Source organism: Streptomyces sp. NPDC111606 (assembly GCF_055656945.1).
In genome coordinates this window covers 119,158-134,730 of record NZ_JBVKBY010000014.1, presented here as the reverse complement: position 1 = coordinate 134,730, position 15,573 = coordinate 119,158, and the positions used below count along the sequence as shown (strand labels likewise).

At 70.9% G+C, this 15,573-nt stretch carries 11 protein-coding genes; 6 read left to right on the top strand and 5 right to left on the bottom strand.

Annotated features, from left to right (window positions below; all coding sequences use genetic code 11):
- Positions 1-15 precede the first annotated feature (15 nt).
- Positions 16-1,212, top strand: coding sequence for an alpha/beta hydrolase family protein (locus tag ACZ7M7_RS38505; protein WP_472125265.1), 1,197 nt, complete (start codon positions 16-18; stop codon positions 1,210-1,212).
- Here the strand turns inward: ACZ7M7_RS38505 and ACZ7M7_RS38500 are convergent.
- On the bottom strand, positions 1,174-2,733 hold the full coding sequence (locus ACZ7M7_RS38500) for an MFS transporter (protein ID WP_472125262.1): 1,560 nt from the start codon (positions 2,731-2,733) through the stop codon (positions 1,174-1,176). The two genes, ACZ7M7_RS38505 and ACZ7M7_RS38500, sit on opposite strands and share 39 nt — an antisense overlap.
- A 384-nt stretch (positions 2,734-3,117) precedes the next feature.
- Between ACZ7M7_RS38500 and ACZ7M7_RS38495 the strand changes: the two genes are divergently transcribed.
- Positions 3,118-3,906 carry an ABC transporter ATP-binding protein gene (locus ACZ7M7_RS38495; protein WP_328427153.1) on the top strand — a complete coding sequence of 263 codons (789 nt, stop codon included), beginning with the start codon at positions 3,118-3,120 and terminating at the stop codon, positions 3,904-3,906.
- The gene (locus ACZ7M7_RS38490; protein ID WP_472125258.1) at positions 3,903-6,473 is read left to right on the top strand and encodes an ABC transporter permease; all 2,571 of its coding nucleotides are present in this window, start codon (positions 3,903-3,905) and stop codon (positions 6,471-6,473) included. Before ACZ7M7_RS38495 ends, ACZ7M7_RS38490 begins: the two co-directional genes overlap by 4 nt.
- Positions 6,474-6,573: 100 nt before the next feature.
- Here ACZ7M7_RS38490 and ACZ7M7_RS38485 read toward each other — a convergent pair whose 3' ends face one another.
- Positions 6,574-8,025, bottom strand: coding sequence for a DUF2079 domain-containing protein (locus ACZ7M7_RS38485; protein WP_472125255.1), 1,452 nt, complete (start codon positions 8,023-8,025; stop codon positions 6,574-6,576).
- A gap of 364 nt (positions 8,026-8,389) precedes the next feature.
- Between ACZ7M7_RS38485 and mfd the strand changes: the two genes are divergently transcribed.
- Positions 8,390-11,920, top strand: coding sequence for a transcription-repair coupling factor (gene mfd, locus ACZ7M7_RS38480; protein WP_383613537.1), 3,531 nt, complete (start codon positions 8,390-8,392; stop codon positions 11,918-11,920).
- Positions 11,921-11,996: 76 nt separating this feature from the next.
- Here mfd and ACZ7M7_RS38475 read toward each other — a convergent pair whose 3' ends face one another.
- A complete protein-coding gene (locus ACZ7M7_RS38475; RefSeq protein ID WP_472125252.1) occupies positions 11,997-12,485 on the bottom strand; it encodes an SgcJ/EcaC family oxidoreductase in 489 nt (162 codons plus the stop codon).
- A 46-nt stretch (positions 12,486-12,531) separates the two neighbouring features.
- Positions 12,532-13,155, bottom strand: coding sequence for a TetR/AcrR family transcriptional regulator (locus tag ACZ7M7_RS38470; protein ID WP_472125249.1), 624 nt, complete (start codon positions 13,153-13,155; stop codon positions 12,532-12,534).
- Between the two features lie 113 nt (positions 13,156-13,268).
- Here ACZ7M7_RS38470 and ACZ7M7_RS38465 point away from each other — a divergent pair, with 113 nt between their 5' ends.
- Complete coding sequence (locus ACZ7M7_RS38465) at positions 13,269-14,150, top strand: SCO6745 family protein (protein WP_472125246.1); 882 nt, start codon at positions 13,269-13,271, stop codon at positions 14,148-14,150.
- Between the two features lie 227 nt (positions 14,151-14,377).
- On the opposite strand, the gene ACZ7M7_RS38460 is transcribed toward ACZ7M7_RS38465, so the two are convergent.
- On the bottom strand, positions 14,378-14,563 hold the full coding sequence (locus ACZ7M7_RS38460) for an Rv0909 family putative TA system antitoxin (RefSeq protein ID WP_383613525.1): 186 nt from the start codon (positions 14,561-14,563) through the stop codon (positions 14,378-14,380).
- 192 nt (positions 14,564-14,755) lie between these two features.
- On the opposite strand from ACZ7M7_RS38460, the gene ACZ7M7_RS38455 reads away from it, so the two are divergent.
- Entirely contained in the window at positions 14,756-15,532 is a 777-nt protein-coding gene (locus ACZ7M7_RS38455; protein WP_472125493.1) for an HNH endonuclease family protein, read from the top strand.
- The last annotated feature ends 41 nt before the right edge of the window (positions 15,533-15,573 follow it).

Below are 15,573 nucleotides of genomic sequence, written 5' to 3'. Positions count from 1 at the left end.
CCTACCGTCCTTTGCATGAACCGATCACGCTTCTCAGCCGTCGCCGCGGCCGCCGTCCTCGCGCTCGCGCCCGCCCTGACCGCGCCCGCCGTCGCCACGGGGCCCGGCTCCGCCGCGCCCGTGTCCGCCGGTTCTGCCCTCGCCGACCCCGCGGCCTCCACCACCCTCGCCGGGTCGGCCCGGCTCCCGGGCCCCACCGGTCTGCACGCCGTCGGCCGCAGCACCCTCCACCTCGTCGACCACGACCGACCGGACCCCTGGGTGCCGTCCGCCGGCGCCCGTCAGCTGATGGTGTCCATGTACTACCCCGCCCGCCCCGGCACGGGCGGACCGACGGCTCCCTACATGACCCCCGAAGAGGCACGTCTGCTGCTGGAGTTGAGGGTCCCGGACGCCACGATTCCGCCGGAGGAGATCAGCGGCGTACGCACCTGGGCACACAGGGAGGCCCGTCCGGCGCACGGCCGGTTCCCGCTCGTCGTGCTCTCGCCCGGCTTCACGTTGCCGCGCGCGACCCTGACCGCTCTCGCCGAGGACCTCGCCAGCCGCGGATACGTCGTCGCGCTGGTCGACCACCCGTACGAGAACGCCGGTACGACCCTCCCCGACGGGCGGACGCTGCCCTGCGCCATCTGCGACGAGTTCTCCTCGATCGGCGGTTCGGCCGTTGCTCGGAGCCGTGCCGAGGACGTCTCCTTCGTGCTCGACCGGCTGACGGGGCGGCACCCTGCGTGGCGGTACGCGCGCGTGATCGACGCGAAGCGGATCGGCATGGCCGGGCACTCCATCGGCGGCAACGCAGCCGCCGCGACGATGGCCGCCGACGCGCGCGTGAAGGCCGGCGTGAACATGGACGGCACCTTCTTCTCCCCGGTGCCGGCAGGCGGACTCGACGGCCGGCCCTTCCTGATGATCGGAGCCGAGAACAGGCCCCCGCGCGACACGACATGGGACGAGGCCTGGGCCGACCTCGACGGCTGGAAGCGCTGGCTCACCTTCGACGGAACCGACCACGGCTCGTTCACCGACGCGCCTCTGCTCGGGGAACTCCTCGGCATCCCGGACACCGCGCCGCTGCCCTACGGGCGTTCACTGGCCCTCACGCGTGCGTACGTCGCCGCATTCTTCGACCTGCACCTGAAGGGCGTCCCGCAGCCCGTCCTCGACGGGCCGTCACCGGCCAACCCCGAGGTCCATGTCCGTCTTCCGTGAGCCGTCCTCGTCGAGTACCGGGAACCGTCTCGGCGCCAGCAGCAACAGCATCAGGAACGCCAGTGCCGCCGCGGCGGACGCCCCCAGGTACACGGCGTGCACCGCGTCGGCGATGGCCCGCCTGGTCGCCTCCGGCGCCGCGCTGCCGGAATCCAGGGCCCGCGTCACCGAGTCCAGGTCGCTCGCCCCGCCGAGCCTCGACGCCAGCACCCCGTTGGCGACGGCGCCGAAGATCGCAGCGCCCAGCGTCTGCCCCGTCTGACGGCAGAACAGCACCGACGCCGTCGCCGTACCCCGCTCCGACCAGCCCACCGTCGACTGCACGCCCACGATCAGCGGCAGTTGGAACAACCCCAGCGCCGCCCCCAGCAAAAGCATCAGCAGCGTCGGCTGCCACGCCTGCCCGGGATACGGCAGGAACGGAAACGCCAGCAGGATCAGCGACGCCGTCCCGATGCCCAGCATCGCCGTGTTGCGAAAGCCGATCCTGCGATACACGTGCTGGCTCAGCGCCGCCGACACCGGCCAGCTCAACGTCCACACGGACAGCACGAATCCGGCCGCCACCGGCGCCAGCCCGAGCACCGACTGGGCGTACGTCGGCAGGAACACCGCCGGCGCCACCATCAGCAGCCCCAGCGCGCCCAGCGCCAGATTTACCGCCGCGATCGTCCGGCGCCGCCACACCCACCCGGGGATGATCGGGTCGGCCGCCCGGCGCTCCACGATCACCACGACCGCGGCGAGCGCAAGTCCCGTGGCGAACAAGGCGATCGACGGCACCGACAGCCACGGCCACGCCACCCCGCCCTGCACCAGCGCCGTCAGCAGCACGCCCCCGCACGCGAACACCGCCAGCGCGCCCGCCCAGTCGACACGCGCGCGCGTGGCCGTCGTATCCGCACGTGCGTCCTTGGCGCGCTGCGGCTCGTGCAGGTACCGCACGATCAGCCACAACGCCACCGCCCCGATGGGCAGGTTGATCAGGTAGATCCAGCGCCAGTCCGCGTAGGCCGCCAGGACCCCGCCCACCCCGGGACCGGCCACGGCCGAGACCGCCCACACCGTCGACAGCTTGGACTGGATCTTCGGGCGTTCCTTGAGCGGGTACAGGTCGGCGGCCAGCGTCTGCACCGTCCCCTGAAGGGCCCCGCCGCCCAGCCCCTGCACGATCCGGAACGCGATCAGCGCCCCCATGTTCCAGGCCACCGCGCACAGCAGCGACCCCAGCAGGAACAGCGCCGAGCCCGCGATCAGCACCGGCTTGCGGCCGAAGGAGTCGGAGAGCTTGCCGTAGACCGGGAGGGTCACCGTCACGGCCAGCAGATAGCCGGAGAACAGCCAGGAGAAGACGGAGAAGCCGCCGAGGTCGCCGACGATCTGCGGTACGGCGGTGGAGACGATGGTGGCGTCGAGTGCCGCCAGCGCCATCGCGAGCATCAGGGCCGCAACCACGGCTCCCCGCTTCGGGGTTCCGGTGCTCTGCGCGGTGTCGCGTATCGCGGGTCCCGTACTGCCCACCGGGGTCCTCTCCTGTTGCTTTCCCCTTGCACCTATCTGCCGCGGAACAGCTTCCCACTTGACCCTCACGCGGCGGGAGGGTGGAGGCTCAATGGGTCCGAGGGAGGAGACGACCCCGAGCTGTTCTCCATCGAAGGGTGGAGTGCCCCTAGGGGTACCTCCGTACCAGGGGTCGGGGAGGGTTCGTACCGGCGGAGGACGAGACGCCCCGGTGCCCGTCCTTAACCTGGCTTTACGCCGCTGGGGGGCGGCTCACCGAACCGGCGGGGGTGGGGTTTTCCCCCGCACAAGAGGGGGCTGGGCACCAGCGCGCCGGCCCCTCTCCCACCACGAGACTGACGGTCGTAGCAGTGACCGACCGTCGCAAGACATAGGAGACATACCGTGACATCGGCTGTAACCATTCCCAGGCACGGGGGTACTGGAGGGCGTACGGCCGTTGCCGCGCGGGCGCGGCAGGTCGTCAAGGCGTACGGGTCGGGGGAGACCCGGGTCGTCGCTCTCGACCACGTCGACGTGGACATCGCGCGGGGCCAGTTCACCGCGATCATGGGCCCCTCCGGGTCCGGCAAGTCCACCCTGATGCACTGCCTCGCCGGGCTCGACACCGTCACCGGCGGCCAGATCTACCTCGACGAGACCGAGATCACCGGGCTCAAGGACAAGAAGCTCACGCAACTGCGCCGGGACCGGATCGGCTTCATCTTCCAGGCGTTCAACCTGCTGCCGACGCTCAACGCCCTCGAGAACATCACGCTGCCCATGGACATCGCCGGCCGCAAGCCGGACCGGGCCTGGCTGGGACGTGTCGTCGACACGGTGGGGCTCTCCGACCGGCTCAAGCACCGGCCCACCCAGCTCTCCGGCGGCCAGCAGCAGCGTGTCGCCGTCGCCCGTGCGCTCGCCGCGCGGCCGGAGATCATCTTCGGGGACGAGCCGACCGGAAACCTCGACTCGCGCGCGGGCGCCGAAGTCCTCGGCTTCCTGCGGCGGTCCGTCGACGAGCTCGGGCAGACCATCGTGATGGTCACGCACGACCCCGTCGCCGCCTCGTACGCGGACCGGGTGCTGTACCTCGCCGACGGGCGCATCGTCGACGAGATGTACAAGCCGACCGCCGAGGCCGTCCTGGACCGCATGAAGGACTTCGACGCCCGGGGACGTACGTCATGACCGTCCTGAAGACCTCGATGCGCAACTTCTTCGCGCACAAGGGACGCATGGCCCTCTCGGCCGTGGCGGTGCTCCTGTCGGTCGCCTTCGTGTGCGGCACGCTCGTGTTCACCGACACGATGAACACGACCTTCGACAAGCTCTTCGCCGTCACCTCCTCCGACGTCACCGTCAGCCCCAAGGACGCCGAGGATGAGGACAACGGCGGCGGCACGGGCAAGCCCGTCTCGCTGCCCGCCTCGGCCGTCGAGCAGGTCGCGGCCGTCGACGGCGTCAAGAAGGCGGAGGGCGCGGTCGCCTCGACGAGCGTGACCGTCGTCAACTCCGAGAACGACAACATGGGTTCCTCCACCGGTGCGCCCACCTTCGCCGGCAACTGGACCGAGAACGACAAGAGGTCCATGGAGATCACCTCCGGGCACGCCCCGCGCGGGCCCACCGAGGTGATGGTCGACGCGGACACCGCCGACAAGCACGACCTCGGGCTGGGCGACGAGTTGCGCACCATCGCCGCCACCGGCGACACCCGCGCGCGGATCGTCGGCATCGCCTCCTGGAAGGTCACCAACCCGGGCGCGGCCGTCGTCTACTTCGACACCGAGACCGCCCAGCGCACCCTGCTCGGCGCCACCGGCCGCTTCACGCAGGTCTCCGTCACCGCGGCGGACGGTGTGAGCGACGCGCAGCTCAAGCAGAACGTCGCACAGTCCCTGGACGGCACGTACAAGATCCAGACGGCCAAGGAGAACTCCGACGAGAACCGCAAGGACGTCGGCGCGTTCATGGACGTCATCAAGTACGCCATGCTCGGCTTCGCCGGGATCGCGTTCCTGGTCGGCATCTTCCTGATCATCAACACCTTCTCGATGCTGGTCGCCCAGCGCACCCGTGAGATCGGCCTGATGCGGGCGATCGGCTCCTCGCGCCGGCAGGTCAACCGGTCGGTGCTGGTGGAGGCGTTGCTGCTCGGCTTCATCGGCTCCGTCCTCGGCGTGGGCGCCGGTGTCGGCATCGCGGTCGGCCTGATGAAGCTCATGTCGATGGCCGGCATGAACCTCTCCACCGACGACCTCACGGTCAAGGTCACGACCCCGGTGGTCGGCCTGATCCTCGGCGTCGTGGTCACGGTGCTGGCCGCCTACCTGCCGGCCCGCCGAGCCGGCAAGGTCTCCCCGATGGCCGCCCTGCGCGACGCCGGTACGCCGGCCGACGGCAAGGCGGGCTGGATCCGCGGTCTGATCGGACTGGTCCTGACGGGCGCGGGCGCCTTCGCCCTCTTCGCGGCCGCCACCGCCGACAAGGCGAGCGACGGCGCGCTGATGCTGGGCGGCGGCGTGGTGCTGTCCCTGATCGGCTTCGTGGTCATCGGCCCGCTCCTCGCGGGCGCCGTGGTCCGCGTGATCAGCGCGGTGCTGCTGCGTGCCTTCGGCCCCGTCGGCCGCATGGCCGAGCGCAACGCCCTGCGCAACCCGCGCCGTACCGGTGCCACGGGCGCCGCCCTGATGATCGGCCTCGCGCTGGTCGCCTGTCTGTCGGTGGTCGGCTCCTCGATGGTCGCCTCGGCGACGAGCGAGCTGGACAAGTCGGTGGGCGCGGACTTCATCGTCATGCCCCAGCAGGGGCGCATCGTGCCGCAGGCCGAGAAGGCGATGGAGCAGACGCCGGGCCTCGCCCACGTCACCCGCTACAAGGACGTCGACGCCACCCTGACCTCGCCCGACGGCAAGACCGACGACGAGGGGCTCACGGCCGCCGACCCGACGTACGCCGAGGACCTGCGCCGCACCACCACCGCGGGCACCCTCTCCGCCGCCTACGGCAAGGACGCCATGTCGGTCGGCTCCGACTACGCCAAGAAGCACGGCGTGCGGGTCGGCGACACCATCACGGTCGCCTTCAAGGGCGGCGAGACGGCCAAGCTGAAGGTCGCGGCCATCACGGACGACGACACCTCCATCGACCAGGGCGCTCGCTACATGAGCATCGAGACCCTGTCGAAGTACCTTCCCGCCGACCGGACCCCGCAGAGCGTGATCATGTTCGGCAAGGCGAAGGAGGGCCAGGAGGAGGCGGCGTACGCGGCCCTGAAGAAGTCGCTCGACGGCTACCCGCAGTACCAGGTCCGCGACCAGACCGACTACAAGGAGGAGCTGAAGGACCAGGTCGGCCAGCTCCTGAACATGGTCTACGGCCTGCTCGCCCTGGCGATCATCGTGGCGGTCCTGGGCGTGGTGAACACCCTGGCCCTGTCGGTGGTGGAACGCACCCGCGAGATCGGCCTGATGCGCGCCATCGGCCTCTCCCGCCGCCAGCTGCGCCGCATGATCCGTATGGAGTCCGTGGTGATCGCCCTGTTCGGTGCCCTGCTGGGCCTCGGGCTCGGCATGGGCTGGGGCGCGACGGCCCAGCGGCTGCTCGCCCTGGAGGGCCTGAACGTCCTCGACATCCCGTGGCCGACGATCATCGGGGTCTTCATCGGCTCGGCCTTCGTGGGCCTGTTCGCGGCCCTGGTGCCGGCGTTCCGGGCGGGCCGGATGAACGTACTCAACGCGATCGCGACCGAATAGCCACCGCACACGGGGGTTGCGGGGGACGGGCCCGGTCCGAAGGCGACACCTTCGGACCGGGCCCGGACGTGTGCGGGGGCGCCCCCTGCCGCTCCGTCCGCTATCCCGTCCGGCGTTCCAGGAGTACGACCCCGTAGGCGGTGCCCTTGATCGTGTACCGGGCGTCGGGGTGCAGGGTGCGGGCGTAGGCCTCGACATCGCGGTAGCGCTTGCGGGAGTTGTCGAGGGCGATGAAGTCCGGCTCGATGCCGCGCGTGTTGGTGACCCAGAAGACGCGGCAGCGCGAGGTGAGCCGGCTGATCGGGGCGATGTTCGCCTCGACCGAGGCGCCGTCCGGAACCGTGCCCAGCAGCCGCTCGATGGCACTCACGCGCGCGGGCTTGCGATAGATCTCCCCCTCGGCCAGCGCGGACAGCGGCAGCGAGGTCGTCAGCGCGACCGAGGCCGCGGCGACGGCGGCCGGCAGGTGCTGGACATAGGACCGCAGCCACGCGCGCGTGCTGTGCCGGGCGGTGTTGAGGGCGTCGACGAGCGCGAGGGTGACGACGGGCATGAGTACGGCGCTGTAGTGCCAGTCGGTGCCCCAGTACTGCGAGTAGGAGGAGACGAAACGCCAGCCGATGGTGGGCAGGGCGATGAGCAGGATCGGGGACCGCAGCGCGAGCAGCCCGGTGGTGGGGATGAGCAGCCAGCACAGCGTGCGGAGCTTGGTGTCGAGACCGTCGAAGGGTCCGCCGCCGCCGGACTCGCTCACCTTGTTCCAGTAGTCGTAGGTGCCGGCGGAGTTGAAGCTCGGTATGACCAGGAGCAGCGTGAGAGCGACGGCCACCACGCCGAACACGGCGACACCGAGCGCGTACCGGAACGCGCGCGGCGAGAGGTGGCGGGCCCGCCAGGCGACGACCAGGGCGAGGGCGGTGACGGTGAACCCCAGGTCCTCCTTCACGAGGACGAGCGGAACGGCCCACAGCAGAGCGGCGCGCCAGCGCTGCCCGAGAAGCGCCTCGAGGCTGAAGGCGATGAGCGGGACGGCGAAGCAGATCTCGTGGAAGTCGAAGTCGACGGCCTGCTGAAGCCCCCACGACAGCCCGTACGCGATACCGATCGCGAGCCCCTGCCGCCGCCCGAGGAGCCGGGCCGCGGCGCGCGTGACGGGCACGGCGGACAGCGCGAACAGCGCCGCCTGCGCGACGAGCAGCGTCACCGACGAGGGGAAGACCCGGTACACCGGGGCCAGCAGCACGGTCACCGGGCTGAAGTGATCCCCCAGGATGTTGAACCCCGGCCCCTTCAGATCGGCGACGGGCGCCTGAAGATGCGCGTACGACCGGATGACCTGCTCGAATATCCCCAGATCCCACGACCGCTGCCCCAGATGCCGGTAACGACCGACCGAGATGACCGCATACCCGACGAACAGCACGACGGCGAGCACCCAGGGATCACGCCGCCCGGGACCGGGCTGTCCGTGCTCCGGCTCGCGCGCGGCGGGCGCCGGTATGTGGGGGTCCGAGGACGTGTCCCGGGTCGGGGAGGTGGCGGGGGTGGGCATGGGGGGACCTTACGCGGTACGCGCGTTCGAGTTTTCGCCTGCCTGTGCGACTCGGTCACTTCCAGGTGTCGGTCCGGGCACTCCGGCTGGTCGGACGTGTGAGGCGCCGGTCCGGGCAATCCGGCCCGTCCGGCGTTCGAGGACGAGGCCCGTTCAGGGCCGAAGCGGGGTCCGGGGCGGCAGCGCCGGCGGGGTCGAAGGGGCGGAGCCTCTTCACGACGTCACGTCAACGCCGGCGACCGGAGAACGGACGTTATCCACAGCCCCGGCACCCGCCCCCGCAGCGACGTACGCTGGAAGCCCCCGGCCCGCAACACGCGTCGGGCCCTTCGTGTTGCCCACCCAGGACGGAAAGCCCCCCTCCATGAGCCTGCACGGTCTGCTCGACGCCGTAGTCAAGGACACCGCCCTCGCGGAAGCGATCACGGCGGCCGCAGACGGCAACCGCATGCACGTCGACCTCGTCGGCCCCCCGGCGGCCCGTCCGTTCGCGATCGCCGCCCTCGCCCGTGAGACGGACCGCCCGGTCCTCGCGGTGACGGCGACGGGCCGGGAGGCCGAGGACCTCGCGGCAGCCCTGCGCTCCCTCCTCCCTCCGGAGGGCGTCGTGGAGTACCCGTCCTGGGAGACCCTCCCGCACGAGCGCCTCAGCCCTCGCAGCGACACCGTCGGCCGCCGCCTCGCGGTCCTGCGCCGCCTCGCCCACCCCAGCACCGACGACCCCGAGACGGGCCCGGTCTCCGTGGTCGTGGCGCCCGTACGCTCCGTGCTCCAGCCGCAGGTCAAGGGCCTCGGCGATCTGGAGCCGGTGGCTCTGAGAACTGGCCGGACCGCCGACCTGAACGCCGTCGTGGACGCCCTGGCGGCCGCCGCGTACGCGCGCGTGGAGCTCGTCGAGAAGCGCGGTGAGTTCGCCGTACGAGGCGGCATCCTGGATGTCTTCCCGCCCACCGAGGAACACCCCCTGCGCATCGAGTTCTGGGGCGACGACATCGAGGAGATCCGCTACTTCAAGGTCGCCGACCAGCGCTCCCTCGAAGTGGCCGAGCACGGCCTGTGGGCCCCGCCCTGCCGCGAGCTCCTCCTCACCGACGACGTACGGGCACGCGCGCGTGCCCTCGCCGAACAGCACCCGGAGCTCGGCGAACTGCTGGGCAAGATCGCCGAGGGCATCGCGGTCGAGGGCATGGAGTCCCTCGCCCCCGTCCTCGTCGACGACATGGAGCTGCTGCTCGACGTGCTGCCCAAGGGCGCCATGGCCGCCGTATGCGACCCGGAGCGGGTGCGCACGCGGGCCGCCGATCTCGTGGCGACCTCGCAGGAGTTCCTGCAGGCCTCCTGGGCCGCCACGGCCGGCGGCGGCGAGGCGCCCATCGACGTCGGCGCGGCCTCCCTGTGGTCCATCGCGGACGTCCGGGACAGGGCGCGCGAGCTGGAGATGATGTGGTGGTCGGTGTCGCCGTTCGCCGCCGACGAGACGCTCGACGCGGACACTCTCAAGCTGGGCATGCACGCGCCCGAGTCGTACCGCGGCGACACCGCGAAGGCCCTCGCCGACACCAAGGGCTGGCTCGCCGACGGCTGGCGCACGGTCTTCGTGACCGAGGCGCACGGCCCCGCGGCCCGCACGGTCGAGGTGCTCGGCAGCGAGGGCGTGGCGGCCCGTCTGGAGTCCGACCTCGGGGAGATCTCCCCGTCGGTCGTCCATGTCGCCTGCGGCTCGATCGACTACGGCTTCGTGGACCCGGCGCTCCGGCTGGCCGTCCTGACCGAGACCGACCTGTCCGGGCAGAAGGCGGCCGGCAAGGACGGCGCCCGCATGCCCGCCCGCCGCCGCAAGACGATCGACCCGCTCAGCCTGGAGGCGGGCGACTACATCGTCCACGAGCAGCACGGCGTCGGCCGCTACATCGAGATGGTGCAGCGGACCGTGCAGGGCGCCACGCGCGAGTACCTCGTGGTGGAGTACGCCCCGGCCAAGCGCGGCCAGCCCGGCGACCGGCTCTACATCCCCACCGACCAGCTGGAGCAGATCACCAAGTACGTCGGTGGCGAGGCCCCCACCCTGCACCGCCTGGGCGGCGCGGACTGGACGAAGACCAAGGCGCGGGCCAAGAAGGCCGTCAAGGAGATCGCGGCCGACCTGATCAAGCTGTACAGCGCGCGCATGGCGGCCCCCGGGCACGCCTTCGGCTCGGACACCCCCTGGCAGCGCGAGCTGGAGGACGCCTTCCCGTACGCCGAGACTCCCGACCAGCTGACGACCATCGCCGAGGTCAAGGAGGACATGGAGAAGTCGGTCCCGATGGACCGCCTGATCTGCGGCGACGTCGGCTACGGCAAGACGGAGATCGCGGTCCGCGCCGCCTTCAAGGCGGTCCAGGACGGCAAGCAGGTGGCCGTACTGGTGCCCACGACCCTGCTGGTGCAGCAGCACTTCGGGACGTTCTCCGAGCGCTACTCCCAGTTCCCGGTGAACACCCGGGCCCTGTCCCGCTTCCAGACCGACACCGAGGCGAAGGCGGTCCTGGAGGGTCTGCGCGAGGGCGCGGTGGACATCGTGATCGGCACGCACCGGCTGTTCTCCTCGGAGACCAAGTTCAAGGACCTGGGCCTGGTCATCGTCGACGAGGAGCAGCGCTTCGGCGTCGAGCACAAGGAGCAGCTGAAGAAGCTGCGCGCGAACGTCGACGTCCTGACGATGTCCGCGACCCCGATCCCGAGAACGCTGGAGATGGCGGTCACCGGCATCCGGGAGATGTCGACCATCACGACCCCGCCCGAGGAGCGCCACCCGGTCCTGACCTTCGTCGGCCCGTACGAGGAGAAGCAGATCGGCGCCGCGATCCGCCGTGAACTGCTGCGCGAGGGCCAGGTCTTCTACATCCACAACCGGGTCGAGTCGATCGACCGGGCGGCCGCGCGCCTGCGCGAGATCGTCCCCGAGGCACGCATCGCGACGGCGCACGGCCAGATGTCCGAGCAGTCGCTGGAGCAGGTGGTCGTCGACTTCTGGGAGAAGAAGTTCGACGTCCTGGTGTCGACCACGATCGTCGAGTCCGGCATCGACATCTCCAACGCCAACACCCTGATCGTGGAGCGCGGCGACAACTTCGGCCTCTCCCAGCTGCACCAGCTGCGCGGCCGCGTCGGCCGTGGGCGCGAGCGCGGGTACGCGTACTTCCTGTACCCGCCGGAGAAGCCGCTGACCGAGACCGCCCACGAGCGCCTCGCCACCATCGCCCAGCACACGGAGATGGGCGCGGGCATGTACGTGGCGATGAAGGACCTGGAGATCCGAGGCGCGGGCAACCTCCTCGGCGGCGAGCAGTCCGGGCACATCGCCGGAGTCGGCTTCGACCTGTACGTCCGCATGGTCGGCGAGGCCGTGGCGGACTACCGGGCGTCCCTGGAAGGCGGCGTCGAGGAGGAGCCCCCGCTCGAGGTCAAGATCGAGCTCCCCGTCGACGCCCACGTCCCCCACGACTACGCACCCGGCGAACGCCTCCGCCTGCAGGCCTACCGCGCCATCGCCTCCGCCAACACGGAGGAGGACATCAAGTCCGTACGCGAGGAACTCGTCGACCGCTACGGCAAGTTGCCCGAGCCCGTCGAGAACCTCCTCCTCGTGGCGGGCCTGCGCATGCTGGCCCGCGCGTGCGGCGTCGGCGAGATCGTCCTGCAGGGCACCAACATCCGCTTCGCCCCCGTGGAGCTGCGCGAGTCCCAGGAACTCAGGGTCAAGCGCCTGTACCCCGGCACCGTCATCAAGCCGGCGGTGCACCAGTTGCTGGTCCCGCGCCCGAAGACCGCGAAGGTGGGCGGGAAGCCGCTGGTCGGGCGGGAGTTGCTGGGGTGGGTCGGGGAGTTCCTGGCGTCGATTCTGGGGTCGTGAGCGGGGCGGTGCCGGGATCGTGAGCGGGCGATCCCGATGCCGTGAACGGGCGGTCGGCGGCGGGCCCGGGCGCGTCCTAGTCGACCCGCACCTCGGTGTTCTGGCAGGCGTGCAGCAGCCACCGTCCGTCGTCCTGCCTGGTCATGACGTACAGCGGGGCACCCTCCGTGTCGCCGCTCGGTGAGTGGTACACCTGCCGGACCTTGACGGCCGCCACGTCGGGCCGCAGGAACTGCGCGTGCGCCACCTCGTAGGTGACCTCGCCGTCCCAGGTGGCGGCGGGCAGCACGGCACGGGTGAACTCGGCGATGGCGTCGAAGCCGATGAGGACCTTGCCGTGGGCGGTCGTCCACAGGGCGTCGGGGTGGAAGAGCGCGAGGAAGCCTTCGGCGTCCTTGGCGCGCTGGGTGCGCTCGACGGTGGCGACGACCTGTGCGATGGCCTTGAGGTCCGCCTCTTCGACGGCCTTGATGCCGGCGGTCCGGACGGACTCGGTCTCGGCGGTCTGGCCGGCCTCGCTGCCGGCGGGCTGCGCGGAATTGGCGTCTGCGGTTTCGGTGGTCATGCGGACCACTCTGGGACCTCAAGTTGACTTGAGGTCAAGCGATGTCTCAGGGCCCGGTCCGGAACAGCGTCGCCGCCAGTGTCCGGAACACCTCCTCGGGGTCCTTGTCGCCGACCGGGCCGTCCAGGTTGTGGCCGAGGAGCAGCGTGGCGAAGCCGTGCGCCAGGGACCAGGCGGCGACGCCGGCCAGGCGGGCGTCGATACCGAGGCTCTCGGGCCGTACGGCGGAGACGGCGCCGCGCAGCGCGTCGCCGGCCAGGGTGCGCGCCGTCGTCAGTTCCAGATCGTCGGCGCGCAGTAGTTCGGGTGTGAACATCACCTGGAAATGTGCAGGGTGCTCGCGTGCGAAGCGGACGTAGCGCACGCCGGCGTCCTTCAGTTCCGCGGCCTCGTTGAGCGTGTCCGCGAGCAGACCGAATCCCTCTGCGGCGATCGCCGTGAGCAGCCCGGTGCGGTCCTTGAAGTGGTGGGCCGGTGCGGCGTGCGAGACACCGGCGCGCCGGGCGAGGTCACGCAGGCTCAGTGCGGAGGGGCCGTCGGTGGCGATGACATCCAGTGCGGCGGTGAGGATGGCGCGGCGCAGGTCGCCGTGGTGGTAGGGGCGGCGGGGGCTGCGAGCGCCGCGGGGCGCCGGCTGCTGGGAAGGGGATGGCTGCGGTGCGGGGGGCATGGGCAGCAGCGTACGCACAATCTAGGCATTGACAAGTTTTGGCGCGTCGGGCAATCTTGTCAGTGTCAAGTTGCAGGGGTGGGGATCCGGAACTTCGAACTGGGGATTGCGTCATGGTCAAGCACGAGGGGCAGCTGGGACTGGACCGCGTACGTCAGCTCTGGCACCTGCTGGAGCCTCTTCACGCGGTGCTGTACTACGCGCCGGCCGTCTTCGAGGAGGCCGCGGCGCTCGGTTATGACACCGAGGAGCGCTGGCAGAGCTACTTCCCTTACCGTGCCGCGCCGTTGGGGGCGATCGGTGCGGAACGGGTCACGTCCGCGTTCTACAGCTTCAGCCCTCGCATGGTCGTCGAACACATCGACCCCGCTTGGAAGATCGCGAGTGCCGAGGCTCTGCTTCAGGCGCGGGTGCGGGGGATCGACCGGGCGTATCGCGCGATACTCGCCGACCGGGCGGACAGCCCCGAGCTGGCGGAAGCCGCAGCCCTCGCCCGCCGCGCTGCCGAGGCGGCGGACATCGCGGGCCGCCCGCTCGCCGCGGCCAATGCCGCCCTGGAGTGGCCGCGCGCCCCGCACCTCCAGCTCTGGCACGCGGCCACAATCCTGCGCGAGCACCGAGGTGACGGTCACATAGCGGCCCTGATGGTGGCCGGCCTCGACCCGGTCGAGTCCCTGGTGTCCTTCGCCGCGATAGGTGCCGCGTCGGTCGAGCGCTTCGAGAGTCGCGGCTGGACCCCGGCGCAATGGACGTCAGCCCGAGAACGCCTTACCGCCCGGGGCCTGATCGATGCCGACGGTACGGCCACGGAGGCGGGCCGGGAACTCCGCCGTACCGTCGAGGAGCACACCGACCAACTCGCCGCCGGGCCTTGGCAGTCACTTGCTCGGGACGAGATCGACCGTCTCGTGGAGCTGCTGGGGGAGTTCTGGGTGGCCGTGCTGTCCTCCGGCCTGCTGCCGTCGGAGACCACGTTGGGGATCGGGAAGGTCTGAGGAGTTCCGGGGAGGCCCGCTGGGGGAGCGGGAGCCGGGGAGCAGGAGGGCTGGATGCAACCCGGCAACCGTGAAGCCGCCCGCGGGAGTTGGGTCCCGCGGACGGCCTCCGGGTCTGAGGTGGCGCGCTGAAAGCCTGTGACGCGGGCGCCGACGGGTGCGCTGGGGTGTGCCCCGGCGTCGGCGCCCTGCCTTACGGTCGCGTGGTCCTCCGTGGGCCTTGGGTCCTACGGCTGCTCGGGCGGCCGGTCGCGATCCATGCCCATTCCGCGCTCCATGCGTTGCTGCGCGTCGTCGACCTGGCTCTCGTACTTGTTGCCCGTCTTCTCGTTCGCCTTCCGTTCCGCGGTGTCGGACATGTCCCTGGCCTTGTCCTGCGCGTGACGGTTCTTGAACTTGTCGAAGATGCCCATGCAGAGCTCCTTCCCGAGGTGACTCACCACCGACGATACGCCCGAGTTGCGAAGTATGCCCGCCTGGCCCAGGGGTGGTCTGGACCTCTCGAACGCCGCCGTGCGCCGGGTCGCTACCGTGTGCACGACGGTGTACCGGGGAAAGCCGCCTGTGCGGGGCGGCACGGGCGGCAGGGGAGGGGACGCATCGTGATGCGTCGAAGGGGTCGAAGGGGCGGGGCGGCCGGCGCCGCCGCGGTGCTCGGCATGGTGCTGGTACTGGCGGGGTGCGAGAACGTCGATCTGCACGTGGACGAGGAGCCCTCCGGCTCCGCCCCGGCCGCGGGCACCGGCCGGGCAGTGAGCCCACTGGACAACCCGGACGGCACGAAAGTCGGCCTCGCGCCCCTCACCTCGGACGCCGACCGGGCCGAGGCACGGGCCCTGATCGAGAAGGTGGCGACCAAGGGCCGCGGCCCGAGGACGGGCTACGACCGCGACGAGTTCGGCTACGCCTGGATGGACTCGGCCCCGGGCGGCATCCCGTTCTCCCGCAACGGTTGCGACACCCGCAACGACCTGCTCAAGCGCGACGGCGAGGAGGTCCGGTTCCGTTCCGGCTCCGACTGTGTCGTGGCCTCCATGACCCTGCACGACCCGTACACGGGCCGGACGATCGAGTGGGCCAAGTCCCGCGCCACGACCGTACAGATCGACCATGTCATGCCGCTGTCGTACGACTGGCAGATGGGAGCCGCCCGTTGGCCCAAGGGCAAGCGCCAGGACATCGCCAACGACCCCCTCAACCTCATGCCGGTCGACGGCCCGACCAACAGCTCCAAGGGCGACTCCGGCCCCGCGTCCTGGCTGCCCCCGAACAAGCGGATCCGCTGCTCGTACGCGGTGCGTTTCGCCCAGGTCTCGCTGAAGTACGAACTTCCGGTGACGGCCGCCGACAAGGAGATGATGCTCAGCCAGTGCGCCGGCTGACATCCTGGTCCACGCCCCGAAAACAGCTTCCCGGTGTGGCC